13 protein-coding genes are annotated in these 16,384 nt (G+C 44.5%); all 13 read left to right on the top strand.

The genetic code is table 11. The features are described 5' to 3' along the window. Nucleotides 1-9: 9 nt before the first annotated feature. The 13 genes from tpiA to AAAT93_RS02515 all read left to right on the top strand — a co-directional run bounded on the left by tpiA (nt 10) and on the right by AAAT93_RS02515 (nt 16,340). Complete coding sequence (gene tpiA, locus AAAT93_RS02570; protein WP_021985422.1) at nt 10-756, top strand: triose-phosphate isomerase; 747 nt, start codon at nt 10-12, stop codon at nt 754-756. A gap of 191 nt (nt 757-947) precedes the next feature. After that, nucleotides 948-1,610 (top strand): response regulator transcription factor, encoded by a 663-nt coding sequence (locus tag AAAT93_RS02565; RefSeq protein ID WP_227572776.1) that lies wholly within the window; start codon nt 948-950, stop codon nt 1,608-1,610. A 37-nt stretch (nt 1,611-1,647) separates the two neighbouring features. Beyond that, complete coding sequence (locus tag AAAT93_RS02560; RefSeq protein WP_227572777.1) at nt 1,648-3,033, top strand: sensor histidine kinase; 1,386 nt, start codon at nt 1,648-1,650, stop codon at nt 3,031-3,033. A gap of 299 nt (nt 3,034-3,332) precedes the next feature. Next, a complete protein-coding gene (locus AAAT93_RS02555) occupies nt 3,333-4,964 on the top strand; it encodes a DUF6034 family protein (protein ID WP_349095461.1) in 1,632 nt (543 codons plus the stop codon). Nucleotides 4,965-4,976: 12 nt separating this feature from the next. After that, complete coding sequence (locus AAAT93_RS13640; protein WP_432705873.1) at nt 4,977-5,069, top strand: DUF6034 family protein; 93 nt, start codon at nt 4,977-4,979, stop codon at nt 5,067-5,069. A 21-nt stretch (nt 5,070-5,090) separates the two neighbouring features. After that, nucleotides 5,091-5,693, top strand: coding sequence for a hypothetical protein (locus tag AAAT93_RS02550; RefSeq protein WP_227572778.1), 603 nt, complete (start codon nt 5,091-5,093; stop codon nt 5,691-5,693). Next, nucleotides 5,686-6,582, top strand: a complete 897-nt coding sequence (locus AAAT93_RS02545; protein WP_021985428.1) for a hypothetical protein — start codon at nt 5,686-5,688, stop codon at nt 6,580-6,582. Before AAAT93_RS02550 ends, AAAT93_RS02545 begins: the two co-directional genes overlap by 8 nt. A gap of 69 nt (nt 6,583-6,651) precedes the next feature. Then, on the top strand, nt 6,652-7,335 hold the full coding sequence (locus AAAT93_RS02540) for an ABC transporter ATP-binding protein (RefSeq protein WP_227572779.1): 684 nt from the start codon (nt 6,652-6,654) through the stop codon (nt 7,333-7,335). After that, a complete protein-coding gene (locus tag AAAT93_RS02535; RefSeq protein ID WP_227572780.1) occupies nt 7,332-8,855 on the top strand; it encodes a COG1361 S-layer family protein in 1,524 nt (507 codons plus the stop codon). The genes AAAT93_RS02540 and AAAT93_RS02535 overlap by 4 nt, the downstream gene beginning before the upstream one ends. A 39-nt stretch (nt 8,856-8,894) precedes the next feature. Next, nucleotides 8,895-9,734, top strand: coding sequence for a hypothetical protein (locus AAAT93_RS02530; protein WP_227572781.1), 840 nt, complete (start codon nt 8,895-8,897; stop codon nt 9,732-9,734). Between the two features lie 139 nt (nt 9,735-9,873). Then, nucleotides 9,874-10,095 (top strand): LytTR family transcriptional regulator DNA-binding domain-containing protein, encoded by a 222-nt coding sequence (locus tag AAAT93_RS02525; protein ID WP_227572782.1) that lies wholly within the window; start codon nt 9,874-9,876, stop codon nt 10,093-10,095. Nucleotides 10,096-10,378: 283 nt separating this feature from the next. Beyond that, entirely contained in the window at nt 10,379-11,899 is a 1,521-nt protein-coding gene (locus AAAT93_RS02520; RefSeq protein ID WP_227572783.1) for a glycoside hydrolase family 5 protein, read from the top strand. A gap of 157 nt (nt 11,900-12,056) precedes the next feature. Beyond that, nucleotides 12,057-16,340 carry a glycoside hydrolase family 9 protein gene (locus tag AAAT93_RS02515; protein WP_227572784.1) on the top strand — a complete coding sequence of 1,428 codons (4,284 nt, stop codon included), beginning with the start codon at nt 12,057-12,059 and terminating at the stop codon, nt 16,338-16,340. The last annotated feature ends 44 nt before the right edge of the window (nt 16,341-16,384 follow it).

Genomic DNA, 16,384 nt, shown 5'->3' with positions numbered 1-16,384 from the left:
ATAAAAGAAATGGCAAGAAAGAGAATTATTGCAGGTAACTGGAAGATGAACATGACTCCATCAGAGGCTGTAAAGCTTGTTGAGGAGTTAAAGCCATTAGTAGTAAATGATGATGTAGATGTAGTTTACTGTGTACCAGCCATCGACATCGTTCCTGTTGTTGAGGCTGTTAAGGGCACAAACGTACAGGTTGGTGCTGAGAACTTCTACATCGAGGACAAGGGTGCTTACACAGGTGAGATCAGTGCACCAATGCTTGTAGATGCAGGCGTGAAGTATGTAATCATCGGACATTCAGAGCGTCGTGAGTACTTCAAGGAAGACGATGCATTCTTGAACAAGAAGGTTAAGAAGGCAATCGCTTCCGGACTTACACCAATCCTTTGCTGCGGTGAGACACTGGAGCAGAGAGAGATGGGCGTAACAATGGATTGGATCAGACTTCAGATCAAATCTGACCTTGCAGGCGTTGCAGCAGATGATGTAAAGAACCTTGTAATTGCTTATGAGCCAATCTGGGCAATCGGTACAGGTAAGACAGCTACATCTGATCAAGCTGAGGAAGTATGTAAGGGTATCCGTGAACTCATCGCTGAGGTTTATGACACAGATACAGCAGAGGCAGTTCGTATTCAGTATGGCGGTTCTATGAACGCTGGCAATGCGAAGGAACTTCTTGCAAAGCCAAACATCGATGGTGGTTTGATCGGTGGTGCTTCTCTGAAGGCTGAGTTTGGTCAGGTTGTAAATGCATAATAAGTATTGATATACTTTGGTATTGATGTATAAACAGACTGTCTGTTCACATGTATGTGTGAGCAGGCAGTTTTTTTGTAAATGATTTGTAAATCCTATAATTTGGACGAGAAATCTGAGAATAGATGTGTTAAGATAAGAATATCTGGGAATCGAAATTCCTATTTTGTGGATAAGTAAGGGGAACAGATATGCAGAAGACAAGAATTTTAATCGTAGAAGATGAGACAGCAATCGCGAAAATGATTGCGATGAATCTTCGCGTGGCAAATTATGATGCGGTAATCTATGAAGATGGTGCAGAAGCGGCAAAGGGCTTAGAACAGGATCATGCATATGACCTTGCGTTGTTAGATGTAATGGTTCCGGGCATGGATGGATTTACATTGCTTCCGATCGTGCGGGAGTATGGAATTCCGGTTATCTTCCTGACAGCGAAGGATGATCTGGCGTCGAAGATCCAGGGCTTAAAAGGCGGTGCGGAAGATTATATTGTAAAGCCATTCGAAGTACTGGAGCTTCTGGTACGGATTGAGAAGGTGCTTGCCCGTACAAAGCCAGAAGAGCATACATTATCGGTGCTGAATCTGGAGATTGACTTCGAACAGCATACCGTCCGGCAGGATGGCAAAGAAGTATCACTAAAACCGATGGAATTTGAACTTCTGGCAGTACTTGCCAGGAACAAAAACCGTGCGATATCCAGGGAGAATCTGCTTCGCATGGTCTGGGGCGTCGAATATATGGGTGAGACACGTACCGTGGATGTTCATATCGGACAGCTTCGGAAGAAGCTGAATCTGGCAGAGCATATTAAGACTGTATCAAAGCTCGGATACAGATTGGAGGAGTAAGTTGAAACTTCAAACATGGATTACATGGCTTTGCTGTATGGCAGTTTTAATTGCAACAATCATCGTAGATGTGCTTGTATGGAATGTTGAGCGGAAAAATATTATAAGTGAGGCGACTTCAAATGCCTTAAATGAGATGTATTCTCTTGCGGATGCGTATAATCAGACGTTTGAGCGAAGTCAGTTTACAAGTAACTCGGATGAAGTTATGGATATACAGCTACAGTATTTCTTCAAGACAAGATTGGATGAATACACAATCTGTGTCCGCTATCAGGAGATAGATGGAACTTTGGTCAATGATGCCGAGCACGGGTATTTTGTATATAATCATACGGTTCTTTCTCTGGATGATGTTGAGAATAACGATTATAATTCGATTGCGAATGAAACGATTTCCTATGGAACGCTACACTATCAGGATTCCGAATATCTAATCTGTAAATATACGACGAAAAACAGATTAAGCATCTATCATCTGACGTGCATTGATTATGCAAAGGATAAACTTCGAAATCTGACGATGTATATGATTGTAATCACATTTAGTGTTATGGTTGTAATGAGTATCATTGTCGCGTTGATTCTCCGGCATAGTCTTCGTTCACTCAAGGAACTGAACGCGACAGCCGCGGATATTGCGAAGGGAAATTATGACAAGCGTGTGAATGTCAGAGGGAAAAATGAAATTGCGACACTTGGTACGACTTTTAACCAGATGGCGGAAGCTGTCGAGACACGTACAAAGTCATTGGAGGAATCGGAACGGCAGAAGACGCTTTTCATGGGGAATCTGACACATGAGCTGAAAACTCCGCTTGCCGCAATCTCCGGGTATGCGCAGACCTTGCTTACCGTGCGGCTGGATGAGGCGGATGAAGCTGAGGCACTTGGCTATATCGACGAGGAATGCAAGCGGCTTGAACGCTTGTCGAAGAAGATGCTGCGCCTGTTGGAACTTGATACGGAGCAGAAGCTGGAATTGCATGAGATTCCGGTCAGACAGCTCTTTGAACAGACGGGGCGTTTGTGCCGGAAGCTGCTAGAGACAAAAGGTGTCACGCTTCAGTATGAGGAACACGGTGAGTGTTTCCTGGTGGAGGAAGATCTGATGACCGAAGTGCTTGTGAATCTCGTGGATAACGCCAATAAGGCAAGCAAGCAGGGAGATACGATCCGGTTGATTGCGAATGATCATCAGATTCTGGTGCAGGATACAGGATGCGGAATTCCGGAAGAGGAGCAAAAGAAGATTCTGGAGCCTTTTTATATGATTGACAAATCGCGCAGCCGGAAGAACGGCGGTGCCGGGCTGGGACTGGCGCTTACGGCATTAATCCTGAAACGGCATGATGTGACATTGGCAATCGAGAGTGAGGAAGGAAAAGGCACGACAATGATTTTGAATTTTCCGGTAGGCTAGTTCGGGTGAGATGGCGATAATATTTTGATATGTCGCACTTGTTGATATGTATGAGCATAATTCTAATATATGATATTGGTAATTGGTTGAATAAATGGCATATTGGGAGGGTTCCTCCGGATATGCCATTTTTTATGAATTTACAATTTGTTTAAATAATGATGAATACTCGATGTGGTATGAAGTGTTAACATAACATCAACATACAGAGAAACATATTTATCATGCTTAAAAGCCAGATAAATATCATTGAAACTCACTAAAACTAATAGTAAGAAGAGCAGAAAGGAATAACAACCATGAGAAAATATAAACGTATTGCAAGTATCTTCGTTGCAGCCACACTTACCGCATCATTATTTGCGGGGTGCCAGAAGAGTCCGGAGAAAGAAATCGTATCGAATAAAGACATGGATAATATGATCGAGCAGGCACAGGATACGCAGTCGTCAACAACCGAGGTTGCGGAGGTTGCCAAGGATTATGATACCTATCAGACTGATATCAAGGATGACAGCCTGCATGTGACAGTCCATGCGGACGCACAGGTAGATATCCCGGATACGAGTCAGTTGTCAATCTTCCGTGTACAGCAGATGCAGTTTGATCAGGCGTTTCTCGATCAGGTACGGACTACTTTATTTGGAGAGCAGACATTGTATGACGGAACCTGCTTGAGTCAGTTGACAAAAGCGGATTATGAGTCCGAGATTCAGGCCGGAAAAGATGACATTGCGGAAATTCAAAACAATAACTTATATTCGGATGATGATAAAGAGGTTATGATACAGGAGCGGCAGTCTAACATTGATGAATGTCAGGCAAAGTATGAGACTGCACCAGAAGCAATCAACTATACCGGCAGTCCATCGGATAATCAGATTCACAGTATTTCAGAGCTTGTATCAAACAATCCATCCAATGAATATTATTCATGGCAGAGTGAATTTGATGGTGCAAATGCCAGTATCTTTTACGGAATCAACGATGCTTCCAATGGTTCATATCAGTCACTGTATCTGCAGAACAATGAGAACTATGGAAATCTGATCCGATATCGAAGCTCAAAACTTGGATATATTAATGTTGGTTCCTCTGTTATGAGTGGTGGAAATTACTCAGATGCAGTACCGGAAGAATATAAGTTTGCAATGGAGGAAGCACACTGGGTATGGCCGGCAGATGAGGATATGCCGATTGACAAAATCAGCGAAGAAAGCGGTATGGCAAAAGAGGATTTCATCGAGAATACGAAAGATGTGACAACGATTTCCGAAGCGGATGCCAGACAGAAGGCAGAAGATCTGTTGCAGTCTTTAGGGATGCATGATTTTACATATTATAGCGGTGGACTTGTCACGGAAGTGACAGAGTATAACAAAATTGAAGCCCTGCGTCAGAGCCTTGGTGGAGCTCCATATCGAACAGTCTATGCTTTCCGGTATCAGCGATGTATCGATGGTGTTTTCGTAAACAACGACGGTGGAAGCAAGATCGTTGATGAATGGCAGGGAGATACTTATAACAAAAAATTATGGTCGAGCGAAGATGTAGTAGTCTTCGTAGATGACGATGGCATCGTTGGATTTGATTATCTTGTTCCACTGGAAGTTACCGATACGGTTGTAGAAAAATCAACATTGAAGAACTTTGATGAGGTCAAGGATATCTTTGAACAGATGGCAATTACAATGAATGCGGTGAATTCGGAAGAGGCAAGTGACGGAAATGTAACGATTGATATTGATTCTGTGAAGCTTCGCTATACAAGAATCAGCGAGAAAGACAGCTTTGATACCGGACTTTTGGTTCCGGTCTGGGATTTTATCGGAACAAAAACAGACCAATATGGATATGAGGTTCAAAACGCAGTTATTATGTCCATCAATGCGATTGATGGTTCGGTGATTGACCGAAGTCTTGGGTATTAGAAAACGAAAAAAATGGGATTTATGATGAATGACAAAAGGAATATTGTTCTTTTATCAATCAATGCAATCGATGGAACCGTCATTGATAAAGATCTGGGGTATTAAATGAACAGTTTTGAGACAGACATGAAACGAGCGATAATTTCAAAAGGATTTCTGGCAGGATTTGTGTTAGAGCTTCTTATCTTCTGGAAGGTAGGCGGTGACTCGGAGTTATTCCGGGTGACCGTTCCTGTCATATCCACGTTTCCGTATGCAACCGCATGGCTTGCCGATTATCAGAGCGGGTATATCAAGGCGTATCTGCCAAGATGTGGAAGAACATCCTATATCTGTGGCAAGTTCCTTGCATGTGGGATTGCGGGCGGATTGGTTGAGATGCTTCCATGCCTGTTATACTTGCGTTTTGCCAAGAACGCCGCAGCATTAAATCTGATGCTTATTTTCTTCTCGGCGATGGTATGGGCGCTGCTTTCGGCGACACTTGCGGCAATCTCGAACAGCCGGTATATCGCATATGGCGGAAGCTTCGTCATCTATTACATATTGGTGATCCTGCATGACCGGTATTTCGAGGATATCTACTGTCTGTATCCATACGAGTGGATCCAGTATGAACATAACTGGATCTTCGATGAGCAGGGCATAGTGATCCTGCTTAGCAGTCTGTCGGTTCTGCTGTTTTTGATCTATTACAATACGGTAAGGAGGTACATTGAACGTGTATAAGCTAAGACAGATTCTACTTACCGCGTTTGCAAATTTCAGAAGATGGAAGAAGAATCCGCAGATCATACTGGCGTTCTGCCTTGCATTTATCGTAAGCTTCCTGCTTTCCGACAAGGTGCTTGTATTCGCGAAGGAGCATGACACGATCCTGCAGATGGCAGAGCCGTTCATCTGGACATTCGGCGATGCACAGTCGGTGCTGATCATCTCGTTACTCTTGCTTTTGTTATTTGCAGATATGCCTAACCTTGGAAATGATGTCCCGCTTTTTCTGGTGCGGATTGATCGGAAGGTATGGGTGCTTGGACAGATCCTGTATCTGATCCTTGCAACGTTTCTGTTCCTTTGTTTTATCCTGCTTTCTACCTGTATCTTGGCAAGCAGTCAGGCATTTGTGGCAAATATGTGGAGCGATACAGCGGCAGTGCTTGGGTATTCGAACATCGGCTATGAGCTGAATGTGCCGTCGTTCGTGAAGGTGATGGAGTTGAATTTCCCGTATCAGGTGATGTTCCACATATTCGGACTGATGCTTGGGTATTCGATCGTGATGGCAGGAATCATATTATTTTTCAACATGGTGAAGGACAACGGCGGTATGATCGCAGGTATCATCTATTCGGGATTCGGGTTCCTGCTGACACCGGATACACTGTCGGATATCCTGCATATCCCGGCGGTGCAGTCGCGGTATGCAAATATCATATTCGGCTGGATATCACCACTCAACCATGCCACGTATTACATGCATAGCTTTGGCTATGATAATCTGCCGAAACTATGGGTATCGTATGTATTTTTTGCAGGGGTGGCACTTTTGATATTTATATTGTGTCTGCTCCGGATCCGCAGGTATACGTTCCAGTTTACAGGAACACAGTTACGATAATTACATTATGTAAATTAAATGAATGAATAACCAAGAATCAGAATGTGAGGAAATGAGGTTCCTAGATAGATGGAAGAAACCAGAAATGAAAACGGACAAGAAAATAGCAATGAAAAAGTACACGAATGCAAACAGGGAATCGTCGTGGAACATGTCTACAAATCCTTCGGGAAAGAGCGTGTGCTGGTAGATGTAAATCTGGAGATTCCACCGGGGAAGATCTACGGCGTGGTTGGAAATAACGGAAGTGGAAAAACCGTGCTGATGAAATGCATCTGCGGATTTATGCATCCGGACAAGGGGCAGATCTATGTCGGGGGCAGCCGTGTCGGGAAGGAATGTGATTTCCCGGACAAGCTCGGTGTGATCATCGAGACACCGGGATTTCTGCCGGCGTTAAGTGGATATAAGAACCTGAAGATTTTAGCAGATCTGAAAGGCAGGATCGGGAAAAATGAGATTATCGAGACATTACAGCGCGTCGGCTTAAATCCTAAGATGAAAAAGCCGGTTTCGAAATATTCGCTTGGTATGCGGCAGAGACTTGGTATCGCACAGGCAATCATGGAGAACCCGGACGTGCTGATCTTGGACGAGCCATTTAACGGACTTGATAAAGCAGGAGTCGCGGAGATGCGGCAGCTCTTATTATCCCTGAAGGAAAGCGGCAAGGCAATCATGCTGGCAAGCCATAATGCACAGGATATCGAGATGCTGTGTGATTATGTACATGAAATGGAGGACTGGAAATGAAACGAAAGCATATAGCGAGGAAAATATTTGCGATGACAATCGCGGCAACGATGTGTATGGGATTATCTCCGGCAGGAAGTGTTCTTGCAGCATCCGATCAGATGGTATCCTATACCGCAGTGCAGGCAGATCCTACCCAGCCGACGACACAGGAGCCCGCAACCACACAGGCAGACACAAACACAAAGGATGACAAGGATACACAGAGCGAGACAGTGACATTGAACATTGACAATGAGAACCAGTACGATGGCATGGAGAAGCCTTATGCACAGGGCTATGTACCGATCAATGCCAACGGCTCGGTCCGCATTGTATTTCCGATACTCAGTGAAGGAGAACTTCGGGGGAACACATTACGGGCGGCGCTTGATCTGGGCGATGCGCAGACAGCACCGTTCGTATTTAAAAACTACGAGAAGGATATCCGGTTGCAGACCGTCAAGGTAAATGCAAACACCAAAGAGGTTTCCGCCTACGTGGCAGATTTCACCGTAGAATTAAAGGGAAAGCGGACAAATGGCTCTTATCCGGTGATTCTGAAGGTCACAGCGAAGGATACAAAGGGCAATGCGGTGGAGCAGGAATTTACCACGTATGTGACAATCAGTGATGGCATCGATCCGGATGCGACGACAGAAGCCGTGGCAGAGCCAGTCGCCGAAGAACTTCCGACATTTGCTCCAAAGGTTATGGTAAAATCCTATAAATATTCAAAATCAGAGATTCAGCCGGGAGATGAAGTAAAGGCAGATATCGTCCTGCTCAACACAAGCAAAGAAAATACAGTAAAAAACATGACTATCGCAGTGACTGCTGATACAGAAAGCTTTACCCTGCTCAGCCAGTCCGACAGCGTCTATATCGAGAAGCTTGCTCCACAGGAGGAGAAAACGATCACATTTTCTTACCGGATCAACGCGAAGACCGCTGCCGGACAATACGATTTAGAACTCGCCATGGACTATGCGGACGGTGAGGGAAATACATATTCCACTTCCGGCAAGGCGAAGATCACGGTACAGCAGTCCTCTGAGATGCAGTTTGACGATCTAAGCTTTCCAAGTGAGGTAGTCGTGGCGGATGTTGTGGAAGCGAAAGTGCAGGCAATGAACTTAGGCAGAAGTAAGATCTATAATGTACGGGCTGAGATTGCGGCAGATGGATTAAAGCCACAGGGAACGATTTTCATCGGAGATATGGAGGCAGGAACCGCGGCAACCGGAAGCACACAGGTATCTGTCAGCTCACTGTCCGGAAGCAAGCTGTATGGAAATACCGAAGGCACGGTCACTTATTATTACGAGGACGAAAGCGGCAAGGAATATACGGAAGAAGTGACATTTACCACAACGATCAAATCCCCATTTTCGGACCAGAAGGAAGAGACAACACCGGACAATACGAACCAGTGGTGGGTAATCATGGCGGTTGTGATTGGCTGTATCGCGGTTGCCGCAGGTGTGATCATTGTACGGAAGATACACCTTAAGAAGCAGGATGAGGAAGATACGGAATAAATTTTCCGGAGAAATCAGTGTGGAGCAATTAGACAGATTATGAAGATACGAGAGTTTCTGCGCCTGCGCCGACAGCAGGATGCAGTGAAGATTATAATTTTATATGTGATTGCAATCGGAGTCTGCTGTGGATTCCTGATCCGGGATGGCTTGCGCTATGCGCAGATTACCCGGACGAAAGAGGAATTCAAACTGATTGGAAATGATCAGGTGCTCACAGACAGTAAAGTACAGCGGGTGCGCGAAATCGAGGGCGTCACAGATGTAAGCTATGATGTGAGTGATTCCGTCACGGTGTCATATCAGGCGAACACGACATCCTTCGAGGCAGAACTCTTGAGTGAGGCTTATATACAGGAGGTCTATGGTATCACACAGGAAGGCTCAACAACGACCTATTATGCGAACACCGCCGCGTATAAGCAGATCTGTCAGAGCCTGTCACAGGATATCGCGCCGATTCAGACAGATGAGCTTACTGTGACGTATACTTCTTCGACGGAGCAAAGCCAGAGTGCAAACCAGTCAACAGGCAATGGCACAGATGCATCACTGGCAGGAAGCGGTCGTACCGCACGGATCGTACAAATGGATATCGGTGGAGATTCGCCGTTTATCTGTGCGGTTGGAGATCCGGTTACACTTAAAGCCTCCGGGAATCTGCGCATCCAGATCGCCAGACAGGATCAAAGTCAGAAGGTACTGATACTCGCTGGCAACCTGTCCTTTTCGAACGATAACGCACTGGAGATCTATCAGGCGCAGGCGAAGCTCGACCAGTTATTTATCCGGGTTAAATTCGAGTTACTGCTGATGCTGGTATGTCTGGTTGCCGTCGTGACGATGAGCAAGTATGCGGTAAGACCACTTGAAAAATAGTGGTCTTTTTTAATTTGATAATTAAATATGAAGTATTTTCCCTTTGTAATACAATTGGTTGTTTATGCAAAGTGCATGGGTTTTGTATAACAAACGAAATAAAATATTGATATCGGACTTACGGGGAGAGTACATATAAATGATAACAAATAATAATGAACAAAATAATTATTTAACTACAAAAAGCAAGTTTATAGAAATTCTATGTGAGAAGGAGAAGGTGCTAATCAATTTAAATGAAGTGATGTATATTGAAAGAGATGCAAGAAAGGTTCGTTTTGTGACAAAGGGGAGTGAATATGCATCATATATATCATTAGCTTCTTTAATAAAACGATTACCGGATAATTTTGTCCGATGACATACTGGGTATATTGTAAATATGGACTATGTTGTTTCTATACATTCTAATTATCTTGTCATAAATGATGGTTATAAGATTAGTATTGGGCGTACTTATAAGAGTGCGGTGACAACATGGAAATAAAAGTGTAAGAGAGATGGATGTTTTCACTGAAAGAAAATAAATCTCTCTTTTTTACTGCAATTTAATTGATGCAGTTAAGAATTCATGATAAAATTTTTATACTAATATTTGCGTTTTGAGGAAGAGAAAAATCAAAAGGAAAGGATTTGAGGGGAGAATGAACAAAAATCTAAAAATTGTAATATTTATATTGCTGTTTATTATCGTCTTTCTGCTCGGCATGCTGCTTGGTATGCAGATACAGGGAAAATGGGATAAAGCAGAAACCAACAAGTCTGCATCCGGTTCGGCAGAAGCACAGATTGATGAGGAAACAGGTGAAAATTCAGACAATCAGAATGATGCTTCGACCAATAATCCTGCTACGAACGATACTTCGGATGACTCTGTGAACGAGACAGCAGCCACCAATCACGTGTCTGTAGACCGGGATGTCGACTATGGTGCGATGGATGTGCCGGAACCAACGACTGATGACTGGCTGTTTACCGATGGCAACAAGATTGTGGACGCGGACGGGAATGAAGTATGGCTGACCGGCATCAACTGGTTTGGCTATAATACAGGGACGAACACATTTGACGGATTATGGGCTTCCGATCTGAATCAGTCGATTCAGGAGATTGCAAACCACGGATTCAATGTGATCCGTGTGCCATTTTCAGCAGAACTGATCTTACAATGGTCGAACGGTGAATATCCGGATGCAAATTTCAACCAGGCGACCAACGATTATCTAGTTGGAATGGACAGCCTGCAGATCTTTGAGTATGTGATCGGGCAATGCCGGGCGAATGGGTTAAAGCTGATCATTGATATCCATTGTGCGGAGACGAATGCGAGCGGACATATGGTGAATCTCTGGTACACGGACCGGATATCCACGGATGATTATCTGTATGCACTTTCGTGGATGGCTGACCGCTACAAGAACGATGATACGATCATTGCCTATGACCTGAAGAATGAGCCGCATGGAAAACCGAACGAGGGCGACGGGGCGGCAATCTGGAACGATTCGAAGTCTGAGAACAACTGGAAATACACGGCAGAGCGTGCCGCAAATGCTGTGCTGTCGAAGAATCCAAATGTACTCGTGCTCGTGGAAGGAACTGAGATCTATCCGGTTGATATCAAGAAGAACGGCGATTATGCATCAACGAATGAGGATGATTATTATTTCAACTGGTGGGGCGGAAACCTGCGCGGTGTCGCAGATTACCCGGTTGACCTCGGCAAATATCAGAACAAGCTTGTATATTCGCCGCACGATTATGGCCCGACTGTATATGAACAGCCTTGGTTTCAGGGCAGTTATACCTATGACAGCCTGATGAAAGACTGCTGGCACGATAACTGGTTTTATATCCATGAGGATAATATTGCACCGCTTCTGATCGGTGAGTGGGGCGGATTTATGACGGAACCGAACATCATCTGGATGACCTATATGCGCGAACTCATACAGAAGAATAGACTGAATCATACCTTCTGGTGCTTCAATGCGAACTCTGGGGATACCGGAGGCATGGTTTTAGATGATTTCACAACATGGGACGAGGAAAAGTATGCATTTGTCAAGGAAGTTCTCTGGAACAATGGTGAGAAGTTCATCGGACTTGATCATGCGATTCCGCTTGGCATCAATGGAATCAGTCTGGGAGAGTACTACAAATAACCTATATATAAAATTCATTGATTGAACATAAGCCAGGTGTCGATTATAATGGATTGTATGAAGAAAATGATCGGAGGCAGAAATTGAAAAGTTACGGGCACAGTTACAGCTCGTGCAAGATAAAAAGAACAATTAAAACATTAAGAGGAGGGTTCAAATGAGCAAAAAACGAATGACAAGGAGGGTGTTTGCAGTTGTATTTGCTCTGTTATTCATGATAACAGGGGTGACGATTCCAACGTTGACACCACAGGCAGCAACGGAAATGGATTTATCATCGTATATTACGATGAGTGGAAAAACAGAGGCTGCAAAAGACAATGGCGAAAACAAAGGGATTATGATCTCCGAGCTTATACTGAGCTTGCCAGCGGATATGGATGAAAAATCCGAATGGGAAGCAAAGGGAATTAAGAGTTTGAGCATGAGTCTGTCAGTTTCAAACTTCACTGCGGGTACAACGGGTACGCCGGGAGCTATGATGATGTTCATGTCAAAGGACTGGAAATGGAATCAGGGGAATTATGTAAACTTGACAACATCAGGAACGATGGAAATGAGCATGGATCTCTCAAGTCTGGATTGGGGAAATAGCACAGAAGTTGGTAAAATCGGCGTGCAGTTTACAAACCTGCAGGAAGGTTCTACTGTTACATACCAGATCAATTCTGTGAAGTTCTCGACAGATTCTACCTCATCTGGTGGTTCTGGTGGAAGTTCTGGCGGCTCTGGTACAGTCACAATTCCTGCCGGAAATGTAACAGATTACAATTATTCAGATATTGATTACAACTATGCAAAGCTGCTTCAGTACTCTTTGTATTTTTATGATGCAAATATGTGTGGCGATGAGGTAGGAACAAAGTCTCTGCTTGACTGGAGAGGAAATTGCCACACCTATGATAGGTATTCTTATACAAGAACCGATGGAAGTACTGTTACGGTAGATTTGACTGGCGGATTCCATGACGCGGGCGATCATGTAAAGTTTGGTCTTCCAGAAGCATATGCGGCATTTGTGCTTGGTATGAGCTATAATACGAACAAATCTGCATATGTGGCATCGGGACAGACGAATCATTTGCAGACAATCACGACACATTTTGCGGATTATCTGACTAAATGTGCTGTATTAAACAGTGCAGGAACTTCTGTGGAAGCGTACTGTGTACAGGTTGGAAATGGTGGCGGTGGTTACGATCATGGATATTGGGGAGCGCCGGAAGCTCAGCCACAGAGCAATCGTACGGCATATTTCTCCAGCGATTCTGCACCACATACTGATGTGGTATCATTATCCGCAGCCGCACTTGCCATGCAGTATAAAAACTTTGGCGGCGACAAATATTTAAAGACAGCAGAAATGCTTTTTGCATATGCAAAAAATCACAATAAGTCTGTTGGTACAACGTCTGGTAGCTTTTATGTATCTTCTAACTGGGAAGATGATTATTGTCTGGCAGCGCTGTTGTTGTATCAGATTACCGGAAACACAAGTTATCTGTCTGAATATAATCAGTATAAAAATGCAGATGCAGCTATGAAACCATATTGGCCGCTTGGCTGGGACAATGTCGGTCCGGCAGTGGCTTATTACGATGGGAATTCCAGTAAAATAGCATCGCTTATGGGAATTTCAGATGGCAATAGTACCTATGGTGGCTATCGATGTGTCAGCAATTGGGGTTCTGCCCGTTATAACACATCTATGCAGTACACAGGATTATTGTATGATAAGATGACGTCAATAGAAACATATCGAGGCTGGTCAGAGGGACAGATGAAATATCTGCTTGGTAACAATGCAGCAAAGCAATGTTTTGTCATCGGATATAATGCGTATGGACCAAAATACCCGCATCATAGAGCGGCTTCCGGATATACTGGTAAAGATCAGGGAACAACTGCTCAGAAAAACATGTTAATCGGTGCTTTGGTTGGCGGACAGAAAATCGATGGTTCCTATGTTGATTCTGCAAGCGATTATGTATGTAATGAGGTAGCCATAGATTATAACGCGACTCTGGTTGCTGCTGCGGCTGCAATCTATGAAAAATACACATCCGATACCGAACATCAGTATATAGAGAAAAATCTTTCATCTGGTGGCAGTTCCACACCTGATGTACCGAAGGAGGTTGCAGCAACAGGTGTTGCTTTGAATAAAGACACGCTGAGCTTCGAGATCGGAGGAACAAATCCTGTGACAGAGACAACCCTTGTTGCAACTGTATCACCGGATGATGCAACAGATAAGAGCGTGACATGGAGTTCTTCGAACAACAAGGTTGCAACTGTGAATGCTTCTGGTAAGGTAACCGCGGTTGGCGCAGGTTCTGCAACAATCACAGCAAAAGCAAACGGAAGCACATCAGATGTGAAAGCAACCTGTGCAGTTACGGTGTGGAAGACACCAGAGGCTCCAACACAGGCACCAAGCACAAGTGAGACACCGACGACAAATACGATCACGTTAACACCATATGACGACTGTGAGTATCGCATTGCTCCAAATGGAACATGGCAGGATAGCAACGTATTTGAGGGATTAGATCCAGATACAGAATATACATTTGAAATCCGTGTAAAAGCCGATGCAGATAACAACATTCGCACGGGCGAGATTGTAACGATCAAAGTAAAGACCGCACAGGAAGGAGAGAAGATTGTAGAAGTAACAGGGGTTCGGTTTGACAATCAGCCTTCCGAGAAATCTATAACGATCGGAGATGCTGTTTCATGGAGCTTCCCGGCAACGGTTTCCCCTGCCAATGCTACAGATAAGACGATTACATATACCTCTTCCAATCCAGAGGTTGCTAAAATCGATGCGACAACCGGTGTTCTTACGGCGGTTGCACCTGGATATACAGAGATTTCTGTGACAACAAAATCGGGCGGATACAAAGATACTGTTAAGCTTTCCGTGTATAAGGAATATGAAACACCGTCAGCTCCAACACTTGCATCTAAGACAACGACATCTGTTACATTGAACAGTGTTGCTGGCTGCAAATACTCCAAAGATGGTGTGAACTGGCAGGATAGCAATGTATTTACAGGACTTACAGCAAATACAGCTTATACATTTTATGTAAAGAAGGTGGCAAAGGGGTATTGGCTGGAAAGCGATAAGAGCGCAGGACTCACCGTTACCACAGTCAAAGAGACAACCGGTGGTTCGACTGGTGGTAACACTGGAGGAAATACAGGTGGAAATGCCGGCGGCTCCACAGGCGGTAATACTGGAGACTCTACTGACGGAAGTACAGGAGGGAATACTGGTGGTTCCACAGGTGGTAACACCGGAAGCAATACAGGTGGAAATACAGGCACAACTACAACAGCTCCGAATATTACAGTTTCCTACCGTACGCATGTACAGACATTTGGCTGGGAAGGAAAAGAGAACGATATCAAGACATGGAAATCCAATGGTACTATGTCAGGTACAAGCGGAAAGGCAAAGAGACTTGAAGGTATCAATATTGTTGTAAATTCTGCGGAAGCAGGAAAGACAGCCAAGCTCGGTATTCAGTACACGACGCATTGTCAGAGTTACGGCTGGCTGCCTTGGTCTGCAAATGGTGAGATGAACGGAACTGAGGGGGAAGCAAAGAGACTCGAAGCAATCAAGATTCAGCTTACAGGCGCAGATAAGGATAAATATGATGTGTATTACAGAGTGCACGCACAGTCTTACGGATGGCTCGGCTGGGCGAAGAATGGCGCACCATCTGGAACAGCAGGCTATGCAAAACGTCTGGAAGGCATCCAGATTGTAGTTGTAAAGAAGGGTGAATCTGCACCGGGCGCAAACTTCAAGGGTGTGAATGTTACAAAACAGTTAGCAAGCTATATCGCAAAGGCTGGATCTTCACCGGTTGTCGGTAATCCGGCGACATCCAACACGAATCCGTCTGTGGTCGGTGAGAACGCAATCAATGTTGCGTACCGTACACATGTACAGAGCTTCGGCTGGCAGGGCTGGAAGTATAATGGACAGATGAGTGGTACTTCTGGATTAGCAAAGCGTCTCGAAGGTATCAATATCAAGCTAACAAACCAGACATACAGCGGCAGCATTGTCTATACGACACATGTACAGTCTTATGGCTGGCAGGGAAATGAGAACGATCCAAATACATGGAAACGCAATGGCGTTATGTCTGGTACAAGTGGAGAGGCGAAGCGTCTCGAAGCAATCCGTATCGCACTGACTGGCGAGATGGCAGAGCATTATGATGTATATTATCGTGTACATGCACAGAGCTTTGGCTGGCTTGGCTGGGCAAAGAATGGTGAGGCTGCTGGAACCGCAGGTCTTGCAAAACGTCTCGAAGGCATCCAGATTGTTCTTGTGCCAAAGAATGGTAAGGCACCAGCGATGCGCTATCAGGGTATTACCAGTGTGAAAACACAGGCATACATAAAAAAATAAATCAGGGAGAAATCTCTACGATAAAATCTTGAAAAAAAGTGTAT

This window comes from Coprococcus hominis (ex Arizal et al. 2022) (assembly GCF_040094675.1).
Lineage (GTDB): Bacteria > Bacillota > Clostridia > Lachnospirales > Lachnospiraceae > Coprococcus_C > Coprococcus_C hominis.
This window is presented reverse-complemented; position numbering and strand designations above follow the sequence as displayed.

What these genes read in the sequence shown, in the direction of transcription:
- AAAT93_RS02565 (WP_227572776.1), top strand. Translation starts at nt 948, where the DNA reads ATGCAGAAGACAAGAATTTTAATCGTAGAAGATGAGACAGCAATCGCG.
- tpiA (WP_021985422.1), top strand. Translation starts at nt 10, where the DNA reads ATGGCAAGAAAGAGAATTATTGCAGGTAACTGGAAGATGAACATGACT.
- AAAT93_RS02530 (WP_227572781.1), top strand. Translation starts at nt 8,895, where the DNA reads ATGAAGATACGAGAGTTTCTGCGCCTGCGCCGACAGCAGGATGCAGTG.
- AAAT93_RS02560 (WP_227572777.1), top strand. Translation starts at nt 1,648, where the DNA reads ATGGCAGTTTTAATTGCAACAATCATCGTAGATGTGCTTGTATGGAAT.
- AAAT93_RS02535 (WP_227572780.1), top strand. Translation starts at nt 7,332, where the DNA reads ATGAAACGAAAGCATATAGCGAGGAAAATATTTGCGATGACAATCGCG.
- AAAT93_RS02520 (WP_227572783.1), top strand. Translation starts at nt 10,379, where the DNA reads ATGAACAAAAATCTAAAAATTGTAATATTTATATTGCTGTTTATTATC.
- AAAT93_RS13640 (WP_432705873.1), top strand. Translation starts at nt 4,977, where the DNA reads ATGGGATTTATGATGAATGACAAAAGGAATATTGTTCTTTTATCAATC.
- AAAT93_RS02555 (WP_349095461.1), top strand. Translation starts at nt 3,333, where the DNA reads ATGAGAAAATATAAACGTATTGCAAGTATCTTCGTTGCAGCCACACTT.
- AAAT93_RS02540 (WP_227572779.1), top strand. Translation starts at nt 6,652, where the DNA reads ATGGAAGAAACCAGAAATGAAAACGGACAAGAAAATAGCAATGAAAAA.
- AAAT93_RS02550 (WP_227572778.1), top strand. Translation starts at nt 5,091, where the DNA reads ATGAAACGAGCGATAATTTCAAAAGGATTTCTGGCAGGATTTGTGTTA.
- AAAT93_RS02515 (WP_227572784.1), top strand. Translation starts at nt 12,057, where the DNA reads ATGAGCAAAAAACGAATGACAAGGAGGGTGTTTGCAGTTGTATTTGCT.
- AAAT93_RS02525 (WP_227572782.1), top strand. Translation starts at nt 9,874, where the DNA reads ATGATAACAAATAATAATGAACAAAATAATTATTTAACTACAAAAAGC.